The 19249-nt window shown below is 38.1% G+C and carries 19 protein-coding genes; 8 read left to right on the forward strand and 11 right to left on the reverse strand.

Going from position 1 to position 19249, the window contains the following annotated elements; genetic code table 11:
• Positions 1-7: 7 nt before the first annotated feature.
• From AW17_RS09200 to AW17_RS09210, 3 genes are all read left to right on the forward strand, one after another.
• A complete protein-coding gene (locus AW17_RS09200) occupies positions 8-214 on the forward strand; it encodes a hypothetical protein (RefSeq protein WP_029275840.1) in 207 nt (68 codons plus the stop codon).
• Positions 215-286: 72 nt separating this feature from the next.
• Positions 287-478, forward strand: coding sequence for a hypothetical protein (locus AW17_RS09205; RefSeq protein ID WP_029275841.1), 192 nt, complete (start codon positions 287-289; stop codon positions 476-478).
• Positions 479-619: 141 nt separating this feature from the next.
• On the forward strand, positions 620-1078 hold the full coding sequence (locus AW17_RS09210; protein ID WP_029275842.1) for an NUDIX hydrolase: 459 nt from the start codon (positions 620-622) through the stop codon (positions 1076-1078).
• Positions 1079-1148: 70 nt separating this feature from the next.
• Here AW17_RS09210 and AW17_RS24425 read toward each other — a convergent pair whose 3' ends face one another.
• Together AW17_RS24425 and AW17_RS09215 are read right to left on the reverse strand one after the other, a co-directional pair.
• Positions 1149-1304, reverse strand: coding sequence for a hypothetical protein (locus AW17_RS24425; RefSeq protein WP_167343655.1), 156 nt, complete (start codon positions 1302-1304; stop codon positions 1149-1151).
• 79 nt (positions 1305-1383) lie between these two features.
• Positions 1384-2595, reverse strand: a complete 1212-nt coding sequence (locus tag AW17_RS09215; RefSeq protein ID WP_029275843.1) for an ATP-binding protein — start codon at positions 2593-2595, stop codon at positions 1384-1386.
• 339 nt (positions 2596-2934) lie between these two features.
• Here AW17_RS09215 and AW17_RS09220 point away from each other — a divergent pair, with 339 nt between their 5' ends.
• Genes AW17_RS09220 through AW17_RS09230 form a run of 3 tightly spaced genes read left to right on the forward strand, consistent with a single transcriptional unit; the run spans position 2935 to position 7759 of the window.
• Positions 2935-3324, forward strand: a complete 390-nt coding sequence (locus tag AW17_RS09220; RefSeq protein WP_029275844.1) for a BlaI/MecI/CopY family transcriptional regulator — start codon at positions 2935-2937, stop codon at positions 3322-3324.
• A 32-nt stretch (positions 3325-3356) separates the two neighbouring features.
• Entirely contained in the window at positions 3357-5282 is a 1926-nt protein-coding gene (locus tag AW17_RS09225; RefSeq protein ID WP_029275845.1) for a M56 family metallopeptidase, read from the forward strand.
• A 29-nt stretch (positions 5283-5311) separates the two neighbouring features.
• On the forward strand, positions 5312-7759 hold the full coding sequence (locus AW17_RS09230) for a TonB-dependent receptor (protein WP_029275846.1): 2448 nt from the start codon (positions 5312-5314) through the stop codon (positions 7757-7759).
• A 497-nt stretch (positions 7760-8256) separates the two neighbouring features.
• Here the strand turns inward: AW17_RS09230 and AW17_RS09240 are convergent, their stop codons facing one another.
• The 4 genes from AW17_RS09240 to AW17_RS09255 form a co-directional block, all read right to left on the reverse strand.
• On the reverse strand, positions 8257-8688 hold the full coding sequence (locus AW17_RS09240; protein WP_029275848.1) for a hypothetical protein: 432 nt from the start codon (positions 8686-8688) through the stop codon (positions 8257-8259).
• Positions 8673-9203 carry a Panacea domain-containing protein gene (locus AW17_RS09245; protein WP_051691721.1) on the reverse strand — a complete coding sequence of 177 codons (531 nt, stop codon included), beginning with the start codon at positions 9201-9203 and terminating at the stop codon, positions 8673-8675. Before AW17_RS09245 ends, AW17_RS09240 begins: the two co-directional genes overlap by 16 nt.
• A gap of 125 nt (positions 9204-9328) precedes the next feature.
• Complete coding sequence (locus tag AW17_RS09250) at positions 9329-10618, reverse strand: gluconate:H+ symporter (RefSeq protein WP_029275850.1); 1290 nt, start codon at positions 10616-10618, stop codon at positions 9329-9331.
• 148 nt (positions 10619-10766) lie between these two features.
• Positions 10767-10949 (reverse strand): hypothetical protein, encoded by a 183-nt coding sequence (locus AW17_RS09255; RefSeq protein ID WP_029275851.1) that lies wholly within the window; start codon positions 10947-10949, stop codon positions 10767-10769.
• 449 nt (positions 10950-11398) lie between these two features.
• On the opposite strand from AW17_RS09255, the gene AW17_RS09260 reads away from it, so the two are divergent.
• A complete protein-coding gene (locus AW17_RS09260; RefSeq protein WP_055726089.1) occupies positions 11399-12904 on the forward strand; it encodes a S41 family peptidase in 1506 nt (501 codons plus the stop codon).
• 70 nt (positions 12905-12974) lie between these two features.
• On the opposite strand, the gene AW17_RS09265 is transcribed toward AW17_RS09260, so the two are convergent.
• From AW17_RS09265 to AW17_RS09280, 4 genes are all read right to left on the reverse strand, one after another.
• Positions 12975-13853 carry a hypothetical protein gene (locus AW17_RS09265; protein WP_029275853.1) on the reverse strand — a complete coding sequence of 293 codons (879 nt, stop codon included), beginning with the start codon at positions 13851-13853 and terminating at the stop codon, positions 12975-12977.
• Positions 13853-14842 (reverse strand): hypothetical protein, encoded by a 990-nt coding sequence (locus AW17_RS09270; protein ID WP_029275854.1) that lies wholly within the window; start codon positions 14840-14842, stop codon positions 13853-13855. The genes AW17_RS09265 and AW17_RS09270 overlap by 1 nt, the downstream gene beginning before the upstream one ends.
• 106 nt (positions 14843-14948) lie before the next feature.
• Positions 14949-15389: a hypothetical protein gene (locus AW17_RS09275; protein WP_029275855.1), complete on the reverse strand. Its 441-nt coding sequence runs from the start codon at positions 15387-15389 to the stop codon at positions 14949-14951.
• A 10-nt stretch (positions 15390-15399) separates the two neighbouring features.
• The gene (locus AW17_RS09280; RefSeq protein WP_029275856.1) at positions 15400-15729 is read right to left on the reverse strand and encodes a DUF4870 domain-containing protein; all 330 of its coding nucleotides are present in this window, start codon (positions 15727-15729) and stop codon (positions 15400-15402) included.
• Between the two features lie 230 nt (positions 15730-15959).
• Between AW17_RS09280 and AW17_RS09285 the strand changes: the two genes are divergently transcribed.
• On the forward strand, positions 15960-17807 hold the full coding sequence (locus AW17_RS09285; protein ID WP_029275857.1) for a hypothetical protein: 1848 nt from the start codon (positions 15960-15962) through the stop codon (positions 17805-17807).
• Between the two features lie 96 nt (positions 17808-17903).
• Here AW17_RS09285 and AW17_RS09290 read toward each other — a convergent pair whose 3' ends face one another.
• A complete protein-coding gene (locus AW17_RS09290; protein ID WP_029275858.1) occupies positions 17904-18455 on the reverse strand; it encodes a carboxypeptidase-like regulatory domain-containing protein in 552 nt (183 codons plus the stop codon).
• Between the last annotated feature and the right edge of the window lie 794 nt (positions 18456-19249).

The raw sequence follows: 19249 nt of genomic DNA on the forward strand, positions 1-19249 counted from the left end.
TTTTTTTATGCCTTTTTTTGAAAATGGCTGGGTCGTAATTCTTGGCGGCTTGTACAAATATATCAAGGCCGTTTTTCTTAACGGAAAGCCTTTCAAAAAGAACTTTATCACACAAGAAGATATTAATGCAGGAGGGGTACTAAAAATCGTTGCTTCGGCCGTGGCAGTTAAAATTTCGAATACCGAAAACTGGATTTCGAATCTTGAAAAATAATTTTAAAAAATTAACAAAAAACAGCAAACTTATTCCAGATAATCCTGTTGTTCTAGTATAAATTTCAAGATCATGGCACCTTTAAAATTAAGCGAAGAACAACATGCTACATTAAGCAATAGAAACACATTAGAACAAATTAACGAACAACCTTTAGAACTTCATCCAGAAGCCTATAAAGTGAAAGGCCCATCTCCTGAAAAGATGAAGACGGTATCATCTTCATTAAGGAATTACGCTCACGGGTTGTACGGGTTGTTGTAAAACGCCTCCAATAAAATCTCATCATACCAGATTATATAAAGCAGCCAGGACTTAAAAAACCTGGCTGCTTTTTTAATGAGTTTTAAAGAAGTCAAGTTTTTAAAACTTGACTTCCATGCATACAATCCTTACCTTACCCTTATGAAACAAAGTGCCGGAATATTGCTCTTTAGAAGAAAAGATCAGCAGGTAGAATTTTTTCTGGTTCATCCGGGTGGACCGTTCTTTGCCAAAAAAGATATTGGCTTTTGGACAGTGCCCAAAGGGGAACTAAATGACGGTGAAGAAGCTTTAACAGCTGCAGTCCGCGAATTTAAAGAGGAGACAGGTCAAAGCTTAACCGGCGATTTCATTGAATTAACTCCCGTTGTGCAAAAGGGAGGTAAAAAAGTATTGTGCTGGGCTGTGGAAGGAGATCTTGATTCTTCTACAATTGTTAGTAATACTTTCGAAATAGAATGGCCGCCGCGATCGGGTAAAAAGCAAAGTTTTGCTGAAATAGACAAGGCCGAATGGTTTGCCTACAATAATGCCATTAAACATATCAACGAAAAGCAGGTCGCTTTGCTTGATGAATTAAAATCCAAACTAAGCCGTTAATTCAAAGTGTGAAATTTCCTTCTCAGCACCGTTAATGATCATCGAAACCTGGTGATCGCCCAGATGAAATTTACGTGTCGTAAGCCGAAGGGATTTCATCACCTCTGGCTAAAACAGCACTAAATACTTTCAGAGATGCGGCCGCAAAATATGGAGAAGAGGATATTATCGCAGTAATTAAACAACTTAAAGCGTAGTTGTTGTCTGAGATACTGTATTTTTCCACGGATGCAAATTGCTATAAGCAACTTAAAGTCTTCTATAATTTGCACCCAAGAATTAAAGTTGAATCTGTTGCTTTATGATTAGGCATCGAGCCGCTCTGAAAGGAACTCGAGCAGGTTTTTTTGTATAATGCCTTCATAGTTCTGCCCAATAATAAGATCATTCAAAGTAATCACATATTTTGGATAGTTGTCTTCTATTTTTAAGAGATTTCCAAACTCTCTTGTTGCGGTATTTTCATTGTGAATGGTCAGACAAACTTGCACATATACTTTATTACCGTTTTTTTCGGCAACAAAATCAATTTCATTGTCACCAAGTTTACCAACAAAAACTTTAAAACTATGCTGTCTTAAATATAAGTAAACTGCATTTTCCATAAGTTTATGAATGTCTGCCAATTGATTAAAGCCGATAATGGAATTGCGGAGGCCCAAATCTTCGAAATAATATTTTTCTCCTATTTCGAAGATTTTAAGCCCACCTACTTCAGACCGTTGAACCTTATGAACAAAAAAAGTATTGCTTAATGCGCGTAAATAATTTATTGTAAGCTGAGTAGAAATGTCAACTTTTTGAGATTTAAGGTATTTACTGATATTGTTTGCTGAGAATAAACTGCCCATGTTATCTGCAAGATAAGTCACAAGATTCTCTAGAAAAGATACATTGCGGATGTTTTCTCTAGCAACTACATCTTTTAGTAGAATTGTTGAATATACACTTCGAAGATACTCGTAAGGCAAGTTTTCTTGTAACCCAATATTGGGTAAAAAAGGCATTCCTCCATATTTAAGATAAAGAATAAGCGACTCTGACTTATTTTCAAGCTGATGAAACTCAAGAAATTCGAGAAAACTTAGAGCATGGATCTGAAAAGCCATGTATCTGCCTGATAGATAAGTAGCAAGCTCGCCTGAAAGCATATTTGCATTGCTGCCAGTACAATATATGTCGCATGTATTTTTTGCCAATAAGCTGCGTAATGTGCGTTCAAATTCTTTTATTTCTTGAACCTCATCGATAAACAAATAGTTTTTTTTATTTGATGGAAATTTGTCTTTAAGATAAGCAGATAAATCTTCGTGAGTTTTAATGTGCGAAAAATCATCCACCTCCATATTGATATATACGATATTAGCATTGCTATCTGTGGCCTTGATATTTTCCATCAACTGAAGCATAACATAACTTTTGCCTACACGCCTTTGACCAGTAAGTACTTTTATTACTTGTTTGTTAATAAACGGAATAATCAAGTTGGAATATATAGGTCGATTTATGAATTTCATGTATATCTTAATGTTTTAGTAAAAATAATAAAAGTTTCATGTATATCGTATATTTTTATTTTTTTGATGTAAAATTTCATGTATAGTTTAAATCATCAAATAGCCGGACAGATTGAGCGTATTGATTCACTTAATATTTAATAACTCCAATCCTTAAGAATTATATAGATAGATTGTTGAGATCAGTAGTTTAGCTTATCTCGATTTTTTTCTATAATCCGATATGAGATGGATTTTGGAATGTTATTTAAATAATTGATAATTAGTTATTTACTTTATTTTTTCAAAAATAATTAACATAATATTTGTATCGTACGAAAAACATCGTACCTTTAGTGTATGAAAAGTAATCAAACTGAAAATAATCTGCCTGAACCTACTAAAGCTGAATTAGAAATTCTTCAGGTATTATGGGAATTCGGGCCATCTACAGTTCGGTTTGTAAACGATAAATTGAACGAACAGCGGGAGGTGAATTATACCTCAACTTTAAAGCAGATGCAGATCTTAACCGAAAAAGGAATATTAAAACGTGATGAAAGCCAAATGAAGCACATTTATATTCCTGTTGAGGCTGAAGAGAAAACCAAAGTACAGTTGTTAGACCGTTTTGTTAATACCTTATATAAAGGATCTGCCTCGCAGTTAATGATGCAGCTTCTGGGTAACGAAAAAACCTCTAAACAGGAAATAGAAGAGATAAAGCGGCTATTGGATAGCATGGAATAATTAATAATAACAGATTCTAAAGAACCACAATGATGGAATTTAAGTTAATTAACCTTTTACCCGAAAACTGGCTTCATGCCCTTGGTGCTACTTTATTCCACTCGCTGTGGCTTGGGGTAATATTGGCCTTGCTTGCTGGTTTGGTTATGTTTACTACCCGAAAAGCTAGCGCGGCAATGCGTTATAACCTCCTCACCATATGTTTGGCCTTGTTTGTTGTGGCTATATTCTTCACCTTTTACAAAGAACTGCAAAAGCCTGTAGGTTCTATAGCCGGCCAGGTCACAATTAATCTCCCAAGCGGGGCTACCGATCAACCTGTAATTGCAAACGTTCAGCATGATATGTATTCGGGACTGAACAAAATTCTTTCTTTATGGAATGCCTATGCTTATCAGATTGTACTGATCTGGTTTTTAATTATATGCGGAAAAAGCATTCAGTTAATGGTAGGTTTAAATGGTGTATATCATTTGCGTAAATATAAAACCTATGCTGCTGGTAAAAAATGGGATGAAAAGTTAGCTATGCTAGCCGAAAAATTAGGTTTAAGTCAACCGGTTAAAATTATGCAATCAGGTATTGCGCAGGCACCAATGGTTGTGGGGCATTTTAAACCCTTAATTCTGGTTCCTTTAGGTTTGCTTACCGGCCTGTCAAATGCAGAAGTTGAGGCTATTCTTTCTCACGAACTGGCCCACATTAAACGCAAAGATTACCTGGTAAACCTATTACAAAGTTTTATCGAAATTGTTTTCTTCTTTAACCCAGCGGTACTTTGGGTATCACAATTAATAAAAACAGAACGCGAACATTGCTGTGATGATTTGGCCATTGCCTGTGTAAGCGATCGCAAAAACTACGTTCAGGCCCTCATATTCTGTCAGGAGTTTAAGCAGCGTGCACCTGCTTATGCCATGGCGATAACGGGTAAGAAAGGTAGCCTGCTGCATAGAGCAAGCAGGATGTTATTCAACACCAATTCAACTTTAAACAAAATGGAAAAGACAATATTAACCATCGCCCTGGTATCGGTTGTGGTCTGCAGTGCCGCCTTTAAAAGCGTGGGCAATGCAAAAACAGTTACCGGGAAAAAAATATCTACTTCAATACAAGTTTTACAGGATACAGCGAAAAAATCTAAACCTGTTGAAGGGAAATCTGCCGATCAATTAGAAAAGGAGATCAATTCGAAAATGGATCGTCAATTGAAACAGTTAAACGAAAAAAGCAAGGACAGCGAAACAGCAGAAGATGTAAAAGCAAGAATTGCCGATCAGCAAGCCAGAAAAGACGATGTTAGAAAGGCAATAGGGGATGAGCGAATGCGGAATGAAGACGCCAAAGCTAGAATTGCAGATGAAAAACTCCGTATCGCAGACGAGAAACTTGCAAAAGAAGATGCTAAATTAGCCAAGGAAGACGCCAAATGGGCAAAAGAAGATGCCAAGTGGACAAAAGTGGTTGATAAATGGGCAAAGGAAGACGCTAAATGGACTCAGGATGATAAAGAGGGTAGAGGAAACCGTGTACCAAGATCGCCACGTCCGCCGCGCCCACCTAGAGCACCAAGGGCACTCCGCGCTGCATATGCTGTACCGCCGGCACCACCGTTGCCTTCGGTTCCGTCAGCTCCAACCAATCCACCTACGCCTCCAACACCCCCTGTATATAACCCAAAAACAAGTACCAGAACAGGCGTACAGCGAACGGTTACTTCGAAAACTGTAGCCAACGGAGATGGTCACGATTATACCAACGAAATCAATCAGCAATTGATGAAAGACGGCATCATTACCAGCACCAATAAATTGTCGTACAAACTCAATAAAGACGATTTAATTGTAAATGGCGTAAAACAAAATGCTGATGTACAGAAAAAATACAAGCAAAGATTTTTGAAAAATGAAAATCATTCGCTGATGTATAATTTCCTGATCGAAAACAATAAAAACTAAGTTCTAAAAGCGCTAACCCAATTCACATCATGAAATTTAAACTCATGGCTTTTTTAGCCGTATGGATGAATATTGCCCTTACCTTTGCTCAAGCTCAAACTCCTCAATCCAGAATTTACGGTCGTGTATTGGATGCCGATGGAAGAAATATAGAATTTGCCACAGCTGCACTGCTTAAAGATTCGGTGTTGGTTAAAACAACCTTCACCGAAAAGGATGGACTGTTTAGCTTTGATAAGCTCAGCTATGGAAAATACCTCATCAAGGTATCGGTTGTAGGCTCGCCTATTTATCAAACCGATACCTTGGTTTTAACCGCCGATCGCGCTGTGATCAATTTGGCCGTCATCAAGATCAAAACTGGGGCAACCAATTTAAAAGAGGTAAATATTTCGGGGCAAAAGGCTTTTGTAGAACGAAAGATTGATCGTACTGTAGTTAACGTTGATGCTTTGATCTCCAATGCAGGCACAACCGCACTGGATGTGCTGAGTAAATCGCCCGGGGTAAATGTAGATCAGAATGGGGTAATCTCGCTCAAAGGCAAGAGTGGGGTGGCTATTTTTATTGATGATAAACCAACCTATTTATCGGGTGCCGATCTGGATAATTACCTGCGTTCGTTGCCTTCCTCTTCGCTTGACCAGATTGAACTGATGACCAATCCACCTGCCAAGTACGATGCTGCGGGAAATGGAGGGGTAATTAATATCAAAACCAAGAAAACCAAAATTGCTGGGTTTAATGGAGGGATTAATCTCAGTTTAAATCAAGGCGAATTAAGTCGCTCGAACAACAGTTTCAATTTTAATTACCGTAAAGATAAGATCAACGTTTTTGGTAACCTGAGTTATAACCTAAATAACAGTTTTACCGATCTTGATCTGAACCGGAAATATAAAAATGACGATGGTAGTGCCAAATCCTACTTTAATCAAAATTCTTATTTCCGCAGGCATGGCAATACTTTTAATTTGAAAACAGGGCTTGATTATTATGCATCAGACCGCACAACCTGGGGCGTGGTACTTACCGGAATGAACCGGATTTCGAAACAGGTAAACAACAATACCAGTAATTTATCCAATGCTTCGATGCAATTGGATTCGGTCATCAGGGCCGAAAATATCGATCAGATCAAATACCAAAATGCGGGTGTAAATTTAAATTACAGGCACAAATTTAAGCAGGCAGGACGAGAATTAACCTTTGATGCGGATTATCTGCTTTACCGAAATCAAACCGATCAAACTTACTACAACTTCAGTTACCTGCCCAGTGGAGCCTTAAAATACCAGGATATTTTAACAGGTAACCTGCCTTCAAATATTGATATCTATACCGCTAAAATGGATTATTCACATCCACTGGAAAATAAGTGGAAGCTTGATGCGGGTGTTAAAACTGCTTATACCAAAACGGATAATATTGCAGATTACTTTAATACCGCAAGCGGAAAAACCAGTGCTGATTATGAAAAGAGCAACCACTTTTTATATGAAGAAAACATCAATGCAGTTTATCTGAATATGAGCCGGGAAGGAAAGCGGTTTTCGCTCCAGGCTGGCTTGAGGTACGAAAACACGGTTTCTAACGGGCATCAGTTGGGCAATCTGATCAAACCCGATTCGAGTTTTAAAAGAACCTATAATAGTTTATTTCCAACGCTTTATTTCTCCTACAAACTCGATACTGCAGGGAACAATCAACTGGGACTGAATTATGGAAGAAGGGTTGATCGTCCTTATTATCAGGACCTTAATCCATTCTTTTCTCCTTTGGATAAGTTTACTTATTATGTTGGCAATCCTTTTTTAAAGCCTTCATTTACCCAAAGTATCGAACTTTCTCATACTTATAAAAATAAGATTACCACCACTTTTGGTTACAGCTGGGTGAGAGATGAGGTGAACGAAACCATCGAAATTTTAAATGGCACCTATTATAGCAGGCCAGCAAATGTGGGCAAAACAAGAGTGGCCAATGTTTCGGTAAATGCAGAGATCGACCTCACCAAATGGGTTAAGCTGAATAGCTACATGGAATTCGCGAAAATAGTTTCGAAGACTGATTTTTATACAGGATTTTTGGTTACCAATGGAAGTTACTTTAGGGCAAACCCGAATGTGCAATTTAAAATCAGTCCGACGTGGAATGTTGAGGTAAACATGAGTTACCAGAGTAAACTATCTAATGTACAGTTTTTATTGGGTGAAGTACATGAGTTCGGTGCAGCGGTGCAGAAAAAGCTCTCTACAAAAAGTACATTGAAATTAACCGCTAACGATATTTTTAGAACCCGGATTTATAATGGTATAATCAATAATCTGGCAAACACAGAAGCCAATTGGAAAAACAAGCAAGACTCAAGGAACTTTGTTCTGAGTTATAGTTATCGTTTTGGTAAAGCTTTTTCTTCACCGGCTAAACACGAGTCTTCTGGTGCCGACGCAGAAAAGAACAGGGTGAAGAATTAATGGAACAATTCGTCATCCCGACTGAAAGCGCAGCGAAATGGAGGGATCTATAGATTTGACCATTTTTTTGGAAAGCAGTGTCTGTGGTGCTTCTGTTCCGCTAGTCCCGCCCTTTGCTTAATCCTGTGAAGGACAGGATAACGCTGTCGGTCGGGTTTATTTTACCCTGGATAGAAGTACTGTTTAAGGTTTCTAAACCCGATCTGAGCGGGATGCCAATTCCTTCCAATTGGCAGAAGCGGGAGCGGGACTGTTTTAACCTAAAAGCTCCTGCAATTGCTTTCCAAAAATAATACAAGTGATAGGTCGTCATCCCGACTGGAGCAAAGTGTAATGGAGGATAAGCGCTTGATAAGCGTTGTCAACTTACTAGCGACATGGCGATTAAAAGTTTACAACGCTATCTTCCTTACACAAACTGATTCAGCACCAACACACCAACAAGCCCTAAAATAGAAACAGGCTAGCAATAAAAAATAATATCAAATGTTTTTACATTATAAGTTGAATTTCTCTCGCTGTTCATCAGTAATAGTTACTGATTGGCTTACTTTTAACATAATGTCAATATAGGCTGCTTCAGATATAGATCCCTTATACCTATGTGGTTCCCGAAAAAGTAAATCCTTTAAATATTCTTTTGAAAAAGCGACAATAAATCCACAGTCGATGTGACTAAGGTGATCGAGGAAATGGTACTCATTCGGATCAATAATTACGTGATTATTTCTAGGAGATGGATTAGTGTTTATACAAACAGCAGAAAACTCATCGCCTTGGATCGAGGAGGTAAGCAGAGCAATATATTTCTCATGGTTAATATTGAATTCTGGAATCTTAATAATGATTATGGAATCAGCTACAACGAGTTCTGCAGCGTGTTTTCTTCTATATTCTTCAGAAAAGAATTCGGTTAGTTGGTTAGGCATTTTGAGAAATTAACTGCCTGATAGTATTCTTTAATATAGCCAATCAAGCTTGGGTCAGCCCCTTCTTGAGTGGCAATATCTTCTATTGAGAGCCACTGGATGCCATTATCGAACGCATTATGATACGCTTTGTCGTGCGATTTTTTCTTTAATTCTCCGAATGTCAGCTCTTTATTTTCCTTGATTGATTCATCCAGGCATAAAATGTCGCTTTTCGAAAGCTTTTTCAGATTTGGTTCTTCGTTAGGAATAACTTTTTTGTTATCTATTTGTGTAAAGGAAGCTCCATAATCCAGTAGGTCGTAACTGCTAGAAGGAACGGGGCCAAATTTCAGTGCGGCAAATCGATCATTTGTGATCAGTCTACCAAACTCAACCAAGTGCTTCTTCTCTGCAAAGTAAAGAATCTTAAGTGCTGCATATTTATCGGACATACCATCCGAATCAGATATTTCTCTTGAAATATATAACAGTGCTGCGTTAGCTTTGTCTTTATCGAACTGATATGAAATCATGGATTATTCAATGTATTACGATACAAAAATAAACAATTTAAGTGTCAAAAGCAAATAAATGCTAATTTTTTTAGTAAAATATGAGTTCTTAAGATATTGATAATGTTTGTTTTGTTTTAAATTTTTTAAATAACTCGATTCAGCACCAACACGCCAATAAGCCCTAAAACAGAAACCAGGCTTTCCATTATGGTCCAGGTGCTAAAAGTTTCTTTTAGGCTTAGGTTAAAGTATTCTTTAAACATCCAGAAACCTGTATCGTTTACGTGAGAAAACATTAAACTCCCTGCGCCGACTGATAATACCATTAACTCTGGAGGTGTTCCGGGGCCAATTAAAGGCAACACCATACCTGATGCGGTGAGTGCGGCCACTGTGGCTGAACCCAGGGTTACCCTAAGTGATGCGGTGATTAACCATGCCAGTAATAACGGCGATAAATTTAAGCCGCCGGTAAGTTGTTTTACGGTTTCGCCCATACCACTATCGATCAAAATCTGTTTAAAGGCGCCGCCTGCTGCAATGATTAAGATAATCATGGCAATACTTTTAACCCCTTCAGCGCACGATTCCATTGCTTTTGTTATGGAAGTTTTTTGAACCGCTAAAGCAATAATAACCGAAATTAATAAGGCAGCGGTAGGATCGGCTAAAAATATAAACAGCGGTTTACCAATATAATCGATTTTGAAGCTGCTTCCTATGGTTCCGGCGATGATTAAAAATACAGGTAGCAATGCAGTAATGAAACTCCTTGAAGCAGAAGGAAGGTTTTCTTCTTCGTTGATACTGAAGTGCTGAACAGTTACTGATTTATCGCGTTTAAGAATCAACTGTGGGAAATAGATTCCGGCAATAACCGCAATAGGTATGCTTAAAGTTAAGCCGTAAATTAATGTTTTACCAATATCGGCATGGAAAATACCAGCTAAAGCAACCGGGCCAGGGTGGGGCGGTAAAAAACCATGTGTTACCGAAAGGGCTGTGGCCATCGGGATGCCGACGTATAATTTTGATAGTCCTGTTGTGGCTGAAATGGCGAAAACCAAAGGGATTAACACCACAAAACCAGCATTATAAAACAAAGGAATTCCCACCAATAAACCTGTTAACAGCACGGCCCATTGAATGTTCTTTTTCCCGAAAGCCCCGATCAATATGAAAACGATCTTTTTTGCCGATCCGCTATCTTCAATTAATTTGCCCATCATCGCACCGAGTGCCAAAACCATTACCATGCTGCCCAGCGTACTGCCTATACCATTGCCGATAGAGGTCATTACCTTTGTGGCAGGCATTCCCAATAAAAGACCTGTAATAATTGCCACAGCAATTAGGGCAATCATTGGATTGATCTTTTTTAAGATCAGTACGAAAAGCAACAGGATGCCGAAGAGTAGGATAAGTAATGACATTTGGTTAGGGCTTAGTAATGTGATTAAATGTAGCTTTTAACACGGATGCACACAGATAAACACTGATTTTAATATTATCTGTGTCTATCCTTTTTATCTCCCGAAAATCGGGACAGGTCGTGGTTAATTTTCATTTTTTTAGCGCTTTTTACTTTTTAACAGTAATGGTTCTTCCGGTAACGAGATGAAACGCGTAAACCCGGTATAGGCCATCGTCGCTAATCTCTATATTTTCTACCAACCCCGTTTTGCTAAAAGTATCGGTTACCATATCGCCAATTTTTACATCTTGGAGAATATCGTTGGGCGTATCATTGTTTAATCTGATCATAATCGTAAAAGTATTAATTATTAGTAAAACTTGTAAGATTGTTTTAATCCGTTGTTGAGCTAGATAACACTTAAGCCTAATATTTGGTGTCATGTTAAAGATCGGCCTGCTTTGTGGCTACAAGTATCAAAGAGAAAGCCGGTAATGATGCAATGTAGTGGTTCGTGAGGACACGAACCACGGAATCAGTTCAAAGATCTCTCCACTGCGGTCGAGAACGCAGAGGGCACAGAGTTGGTATGAGGGCCGAAGTCGATCGTCATTTCCACGCAGATGGGAACCACGCAGTGCTCAGCGAAGCTAATTTTATTACAATGGGGTTTAAGATCTGCTATTATTTTGAAATAAAAATAAAATCACAAATGTTGGTTAATAATCTAGCAGTGGGTGATTGAAATTTTAGTTCCTATTTAACTTCCAGTATATTGCATGTAAATAATCATCCTGCAATGAAAATGCATCTTGTAAAAATCTTTGTTTTCTTTCTAATGGCCATTGCCTTCGGTTGTGGAGGCAATACCTCAAATAAAAGAAGGGGTGTAATTACTGAAACCCTTGGCAAAAATATGCTGAGCGTAAAAAGCATGCATGATGATCTCTCTGTTTTATGGTCGGTAGTTAAAGAATTGCATCCAGGCTATGGAATTTATACTTCACCTGCAGATTTGCAAAAGGCCTATGTTAAAACTTATGCCTCAATAAAATCGCCACTTTCTGAAGGTCAGTTTATCGATCATATCTACCCGTTCGTATGTGAGTTGAGGTGTGGGCATGCGCAGTTAAAACATTCAGCATCATTTAAACCATCAGCCAGTGAAAAGATTCCCCACTTCCCTTTTAAAGTACTGGTAAGGAACCACCATGTATGGATAACGATGCATCAAACAACCAAGGTGAACACAGGAGATGAAATTATCAATATTAACGGAATAGCGGTTTCGGCAATAATTGAACATGGATATGGCTTGTATTGCGGAGATGGTTATGCTGAAACATTTAAAGAACTATTTCTTAGCGAATATGACGGTTTCGAAGATGCCTGTAATAAATGTTACCATTGGCCCGGCCCATATCATATTAAACTTCGTACCGCTAATGGCGCAATAAAAAACATAAATGTGAAAGCGGCAGAAGATGGGGCAATAGCAGAAGATCCGAAGTTAAAACCAGTCGATAATTTTGCAAACTGGGTTGTTGTCAAGGATATTCCTGATCGTCGGCTCAGGTTTTTTAAAAAAACTGCCACCGCATGGTTTTCGGCACCTCCTTTTGCATACGCAGATACTGTTGTGTATAAAAATGCTTTTGCATTGATCAGGGAAAAAGGAATCAAAAACCTGGTGTTAGATTTAAGGCACAATACAGGTGGTGATATCAGGGTAGCTACACAATTGTTATCTTACCTTGCCGATTCCTCTTTTAGCATTGTTAAGGATGTGAAATCAAGAGTTGCTGACCTGGCACAGAGCCGTTTTTCAAAATATTTTGATACAACCGTAACGCAAGGATTTGTGCTGGGCTTTAAAACTGGCGGTAAAGAAGGTAACTGGTATCATATTAATGCAACCCCTACATTTGGACGGATTTATGGGCCTTTTCAGCTGGCAAAAAAAAATCATTTTAATGGGAATCTGATTGTTTTAATTGATGGTGCTACCTTTTCCTCGGGCGTACTGCTTACGGCTGCTTTAAAAGCACAACGGAAGAATGTTAAATTTATCGGAAGGGAAACCGCAGGTACTGAAGAGGGCTGCAATGGGGTAACCCTTCAGAAACTAACCTTGCCCAATACCAAAATTGTAGTCGATTTTCCTTGGATGCGGGTAGTTTCGATGGCTAAAAATCCAGTTAAAGGGAGAGGTATTATGCCCGATTTTGAAGTGGATTACACTCCAGAAGATGTGGTGCGCAATAACGATGTAGATTTAAGAAAAGCACTGAGTTTGCTTAGGTAATAGCAGTTTTGTAATTCATTCCGAATTTTGAAAATAGCTGATGTTATTAAAAGTATAAACAATATTGTTCTCATTCCTGCCTGAAACTCTTTAGCGTACCGTTGTTATTGAATTGCAGGTCGTAGCGCTCACGGCTACCGTTAATGGTTGATGGGAACCAACGCATACCATCATCCCAAATTGAAATGTAGGCCGTGGTGGTGGGTTTTGCACCTTCAACCTGAGCGGCTTTATCATTATAAATCTGCATTACCTTGTGTGCATCTGCAAAATTTATTTTACTTAGAGGAAATATCCTGCGCTCAATATTCCTGGCCTGTACAGGTTTTGGATCAGACCAATAACCATCTTTGTATTGGTATGCATCTACATATTTAGGGTTTTCGGGATGCTGTAAGGCCAGTTTAATGGAGCCATCTTCATAAAAGTGTACAGATTCATATATTACAATTTCTCTATCACGGTATTGTGGCAGCTGCCTTAATTTCTCTTCTGCCTGTGCCAATTGTGAAGCACTTAACATCCCTTTCCTGACTTTTGCTGCTGGTTTTTCTGTATTGCTGTTTTTTGCCCCTGGCTGAGGCAGGTTCATATCCTTTAAAAATTCATTTACCCTTTTTTGGATTTCCTTGCTACCTGCTGATGTTTGCTTTTGTTTTAATAGTTCCAGATCATGAAAAAGTTCTTTTGCCTTGTCCTGAAGTTCCGGTGTTTTAACCGTATCACCGTTTATCACCACAAATTTCTCCTGATGATGTGTAGAAGTTGTCGTTTTAGTGGTTTCGGTATATTCGTCTTCTGATCCGATACGGTTTTCTTTATTGTATTTTTTAGCCAAAGAATCGTTTGGATGAAAGGTTTCATCCAAACTTTTTGTGACCTGTTTGCAGCTGAAACACAGGAAGCAAGACAATATGATCAGGCTGGAAATGTTGTTTAAGTTTTTCATCAGAATTCTCCTTTAATTTCGTTCAAGTCTTTTTCAAGGGCAATTTTCTGTGGATTTTCTTTGAGGTAAAAAATGGATACATGTTCCTGTTTGGTTATATCCAGATCGAGCAGGTCAACAATCTTTTTTAGGTTTGCCTTATGTTTTTGGTTATGTTGATCGGTAAATTCCAGCTCAAAATTAATCATTGGCTGTTCGTTGATATACATGCCGGTCTGGCTGGCCTTAATCAACCTGGCGGTTGTCCGGATACCTTTAAATTTGATCAGGAACAATTCATTTGGCTTACCCAAAAATTTGCTGTGGATAATAGCACCTAAAATCCGGTAAAAAAGAAGTGCTGCAGGACAAACCAACAATGGATGGCCTAAGCTCATAAAACGCCAGCCCATGCCTTCGCTTTCTGAGGAATAGGAATAAACAAAATAGCCAGCAACGATACAGGTAAAAGCGAGCCAAGCCAAGTTAACCAGCACTACTATGGTTTTGTTTATGCTCACTTCTGTACTGGCGATAATGAGATAAGGGACTTTGTTTGCTTCCTTATCCAACAGTATGCCCACGGTTTTACCAACCTCATAGCGGCGTTCGTAAGATTTTGAATCATTTATTGTGGTTTTTTGCCTGATTTCACTACCTGCCAGATTTTTAAACTGGAGTGTGAGTTCATAGGTATCATAAGCCACATTAGGTTTTGACACTTTTACAGCCGCTATAATTTTGGCCTCACGCGGCTCACCGGTATTTTTGAGTTTTTCTATATTGCGCTTTATCGAAAAAGTACGGATTACCCATTTGCGGTAATAGCCTATTAAGAGGATAATCCACAACAACACAGAAACTCCTACCAAACTTAACGATAGCCATGGGTCTCTTTCCATCAGGTTCGGCATGTTGTCGCTCTTAATGTTGTAATATAACAACATCGGGAAGGGAATGGCAAAAAACAACATGTAAAGTATCCAGAATATCGAAAGTCCTTGTTTCATAGTAATCTATTTAAGGTGTTGAATGACTGAATAATAACGATTAAAAAGGCATCTTTTCTACTGCAATGTTATTGTCCTTAGCATATACATCTGCAAGTTTCCATAGCTAGTCATAGGGTTTGGTATCGAGTTCAGTTAAGGCCTTGTTAATGTTTTCCTCGGGCTCATGTTTATCTATCATTTTGGCTATTTTGAGATGCTCTTCCTTGTAACTTGTTAAAACATAGTTATACAGTATTATTGAAGCATCCAGCATAGGTTTTGTTTCCGGAGTTGGCTGAAGTTTCTTTACTTTCTCCAAGTTCTTTTCGGCCCTGGTAATCGAATTTTTCAGGTATTCTTCGCAATTGGTAACTTTGCCGGGACCAGATACGTTTTTAAGATATTCTTGATAGCCTTCAAAATAGTAAGTGCCAAAACGTGATATATCATTGGCATTTAAGGCTGCCTGGTCAAAATATTCTTCGGAGGTATTTACCCTAAGGTTGCATGCAGTGATGGTCGAGACCATCACCATTAGCATGACATTTTTGATGTTGAGGCGCATAAACTTCTTTTTAGTATTTACCAACAAATGAAGATTTGTCTTCGAACCATTTACCAATAATTGGAACAGGTTTTAATGCACCATTGGCCGCATTGATAATTCCCATAATCCAAAGAATGATAAATGCATAACCAACAAACTCCAAAAAAGATAAACTAGGCACTATAAGGGCAATGATGGTAAACGCTATGTTGAAAATGATACTCACAATGGCGAGGCCTAACGACTGTCTTAAGTGATATTTAAGCAAATTGTCAGCTTTATCTTTTCCCATAAAATAAGCTACTAACCAACCGATAAGGGTGATGTAAGAAATGATTGAAAGGGTTTTGTTGTCCATGATTTCTGTTTTTTTAGATTGAAAAATTATTTATTCAAAGTTGAGACTAAACCTTACCTTTTAAAAGATTTCTCCATCTACAGAACATCTACTGCATTTTAATAAAACGTCTACAATATATCTACAATATGATTTAACTTGTTTATTTTTAATGTTTTACCGTTTTTGTTTATTTCTGTTTTTCGTCTACAATTTTATCTAAGCTTCAATCTTTATGTTAATTTTACGATATGAAGCACCTGGTTTTTAAAAACGTATTACTCTTAATTGGCATCGTTATAGGTTGTTATACGGCTAAGGCGCAAAGCTTATTGGATAGTACCGCACTCGATAATTTAAGCGAAAAGGATAAACCGGCTTTGCTTACACAGTTGGCCGAAAGATATAGGGTTAATGCAAACTATGCAGCCGCAATTGCAAAGGCGCAACAAAGTGTAGGTTTGGCAATAAAAATCAAAAACTTTACCGAAGCCATAAAAGCATATGCCATGCTGGTTAATGTTTATGCAAATACGAAGCAGTTTGCTTTGTTGAAAAAAACGAACGATACCACTTTATCTATTGGGCAAAAGGCTCAACAGCCCATTGGCCTGGCTTATGCTTATTATGCGCAAGCGCTATTTTACAATGCTATTGACAATAATGAATTGGTAACTAAGTATTGCCAGATGGGGCTTAAAATGTTGGAGAAAAAATACGATCCTTATCTTACTGCTAAAATATATTACCAGTTATATGCACTGAATACGAGATGGGACGATGTGAAAAATGTAAATAGATATGCTCAAAAGGCCACTGAAAGTGCACTTAAAACTACTGACTATAACCTATTGAGTAACTGTTATATTGCGCTGTCGGTAGCTGCTGATTATAATTTTGTAGCAACTAAAAGAGCATTACAGCGGGATAGCATTATTTACTACTTAAATAAAGTACAAGATCTTTATAAACAGTACCCTCAATACGTTGCCAGAAAAACATACGCTATGGCTTGTATTAATAGTGCAGATTATTATTTGAAATACTTCCCTGATACAGATCAGGCTGCGAAAGCAAATGCCATTCGGTATGCAAACATGGCCAACGAGGTAATGAGAGGCGTGCTGAATGGGGAAGAGGTTAGGGCGAGCAGTTTGGGTATTTTGAGCGAATACGCCAAAAGAGATAAAAATACGGCCATGACTGAAGGGTATTTACAAGAGGCTTATAGTATGATGAAAGACCAGCAAGCGCCATATTATTATACACTGATCAATATTGTAACGGCATTATCCAGCTTTTATGAGCAAAATGGCAATTACGCAAAGGCACTTGAGTTTCAGAAAAAAGCAACAGCATACAACAGTAAACTCTTTGATCAGAAGCAGGCTTTGAATGCCCAAAAACTAGAAGTACAATACGAAACTGAAAAAAAAAACAATGAGGTGAAGCTGTTAAAGCAAAGTGAAAAATATGCGCAACAGCAAAAGTACCTGTACTTTGGCATTGCCATTGCTTCGCTGCTGGGGCTGATATTCATGTTCCGATCTTACCATTTTAGGTTAAGATATTCATTACAGCGCGAAAAACAGCTGCACCTGGAAAAACAGGATGCTGAATTGCAGATGAAACTCGAAAAAGAAGAGCAGGCAAGGTTAAAGGTAGAACAACTGCTATTGGAAAGCCAGCAACAGCAATTGCAAAAAGAAGTAATGGCCAATCAATTACAATTGGAACATAAAAAAGAGATGCTTTTTCAGATCAAAGAAAAGCTCAGCGACAACAATCAGCTGAATATTAATAAAATCTGGAATGAAGAGCTGCTTTTGGACAATGACTTTGAGCAGGCTAAATTTCAGATCCAACAGGTACATCCAGAATTTTTCTCTCTGTTAAATCAACAGGCACAACAAAAACTCACTGCACTCGATCTGAAACTCTGTGCTTACCTGCATTTGAAGATGGATACCAAAAAAATTGCCCAGCTGATGCATATCGAAGCCAAAAGTGTGCGCATGAGCCGCTACCGGATTAAACAAAAGTTAGGTTTAGGGAAAGACGATGATCTTAATCTGTTTCTTCAGGATTTAGGTCATTAATGGTGCTTTAGGCAGCATAGCTGTTTGCCCTGGAGAATTGGAAATATATGGTTTTCAAAGCATCCCGACTGTATTAAATGCTTTGAACCATAATCCTTACAGAAGTGCTTTCTTGCTACGGTTTGCGTGCCGTGGCTGCCCTGAGTTTTGTGTTACGCCGATACCAGAAACACCACCTTGTAGCATATTATCGAAACTTGCAGCGGGTTGTACCAACAGGTTTTTGGAAACCGAGCCTACCGATCCGGTAACGTCGCTTTTTTTCTGGCTGCCATACCCCATTACAACAACATCGTTCAGGCTGCTTGCTTTTTCTGCCAATAGAATGGTAATCGGGCTTCCATCAACCACGATCTCTTTGGTTTGATAACCAATAAAACTTACTATGAGGGTGTAAGGGAATTTTTGTCCGGTACGGAACGAAAAGCTTCCATCGGCTGCGCTGGTTACGGCATGTGTAGTTCCTTTTATAGCTAAAACCACATTCCCGATAGGCTGTTTCGTTATCGAATCTTTTACTGATCCTATTAAGGTTGAGTTAATGATCGGGGTATTTTGCTGTGCGCTTGCTTTTTTGGTAAAGATGGCAATTGCAAGAAATACCATCAGCCTGACGGCTATTTTTTTTCTATGGATAGATTTTTCCATATATTTATACAGTTTTATTTAATGATTTGAATTGTTAGTAAAACTTGATGACCAGAAGTGATTGGCGTTACGCTGGTTATCGAATAATATCCGGCAGGGCTTCCCTGTCGGTTTTGTTTTTTATGATAGACACTATCTCATTTTGCACGCTGTTTAGAAAAGCTACACTTCTGCAGTTAGCCTTAGGCCAGTAATTATTTAAAAAAAATGGGGGTGAGGAGCGCTGCTGTATTAGCAACAACAGGAAAGGCACATTCGCATGGAAACAAATTGTAAATGGTGCATTGTAATTTAATTTATCGTTAATATAATTAACATCATTTTGACAAATATAAAAAAAAATTCTCAAAAAGACTACAAAAACTATAGAATTTATAGTTTTTATGAAAAGAGCTATTCATGCCTAAAATGAAATTAACGACGCTGCTAAATAAACAGCAATAAGGAGTAATTATTCTAAGTTTTTTAATCGTGGTGTTGAGGAGGATATTCTAATTTCTTTACGCTCTTTAGGAGAAGAAAACTTGTAAAACAGCAGCCAATAAGTGATGGCCATAATCAACACACCTAAGAGCGCAGGTTGTACTGTCCAAACGCATAAATTGATACAACAGTATTTAGCAGAAAAATAGATAGTGTAAAAAATTTCGTCATGTTATCTTAGGCTAGGTTAGCGAAAATAGCCAAAAATAATGAAGAAATACAGGCATTTATCGCCAATAGTTGATGCGCTTTAGTGGTTACATTTTTTATATTTGTTTATCGCGGAATTGATTCCGCCAGGGGGGATAGCA

Source organism: Pedobacter borealis DSM 19626 (genome assembly GCF_000708285.2).
Lineage (GTDB): Bacteria > Bacteroidota > Bacteroidia > Sphingobacteriales > Sphingobacteriaceae > Pedobacter > Pedobacter borealis.

Coding starts and splice junctions, on each gene's coding strand:
- AW17_RS09255 (WP_029275851.1), bottom strand. CDS start 10,949: ATGATCAGATTAAACAATGATACGCCCAACGATATTCTCCAAGATGTA.
- AW17_RS09225 (WP_029275845.1), top strand. CDS start 3,357: ATGGAATTTAAGTTAATTAACCTTTTACCCGAAAACTGGCTTCATGCC.
- AW17_RS09245 (WP_051691721.1), bottom strand. CDS start 9,203: ATGATTTCATATCAGTTCGATAAAGACAAAGCTAACGCAGCACTGTTA.
- AW17_RS09270 (WP_029275854.1), bottom strand. CDS start 14,842: ATGAAACAAGGACTTTCGATATTCTGGATACTTTACATGTTGTTTTTT.
- AW17_RS09265 (WP_029275853.1), bottom strand. CDS start 13,853: ATGAAAAACTTAAACAACATTTCCAGCCTGATCATATTGTCTTGCTTC.
- AW17_RS09230 (WP_029275846.1), top strand. CDS start 5,312: ATGAAATTTAAACTCATGGCTTTTTTAGCCGTATGGATGAATATTGCC.
- AW17_RS09280 (WP_029275856.1), bottom strand. CDS start 15,729: ATGGACAACAAAACCCTTTCAATCATTTCTTACATCACCCTTATCGGT.
- AW17_RS09210 (WP_029275842.1), top strand. CDS start 620: ATGAAACAAAGTGCCGGAATATTGCTCTTTAGAAGAAAAGATCAGCAG.
- AW17_RS09205 (WP_029275841.1), top strand. CDS start 287: ATGGCACCTTTAAAATTAAGCGAAGAACAACATGCTACATTAAGCAAT.
- AW17_RS09220 (WP_029275844.1), top strand. CDS start 2,935: ATGAAAAGTAATCAAACTGAAAATAATCTGCCTGAACCTACTAAAGCT.
- AW17_RS09290 (WP_029275858.1), bottom strand. CDS start 18,455: ATGGAAAAATCTATCCATAGAAAAAAAATAGCCGTCAGGCTGATGGTA.
- AW17_RS09215 (WP_029275843.1), bottom strand. CDS start 2,595: ATGAAATTCATAAATCGACCTATATATTCCAACTTGATTATTCCGTTT.
- AW17_RS09285 (WP_029275857.1), top strand. CDS start 15,960: ATGAAGCACCTGGTTTTTAAAAACGTATTACTCTTAATTGGCATCGTT.
- AW17_RS09260 (WP_055726089.1), top strand. CDS start 11,399: ATGAAAATGCATCTTGTAAAAATCTTTGTTTTCTTTCTAATGGCCATT.
- AW17_RS09240 (WP_029275848.1), bottom strand. CDS start 8,688: ATGCCTAACCAACTAACCGAATTCTTTTCTGAAGAATATAGAAGAAAA.
- AW17_RS09200 (WP_029275840.1), top strand. CDS start 8: ATGCCTTTTTTTGAAAATGGCTGGGTCGTAATTCTTGGCGGCTTGTAC.
- AW17_RS09275 (WP_029275855.1), bottom strand. CDS start 15,389: ATGCGCCTCAACATCAAAAATGTCATGCTAATGGTGATGGTCTCGACC.
- AW17_RS09250 (WP_029275850.1), bottom strand. CDS start 10,618: ATGTCATTACTTATCCTACTCTTCGGCATCCTGTTGCTTTTCGTACTG.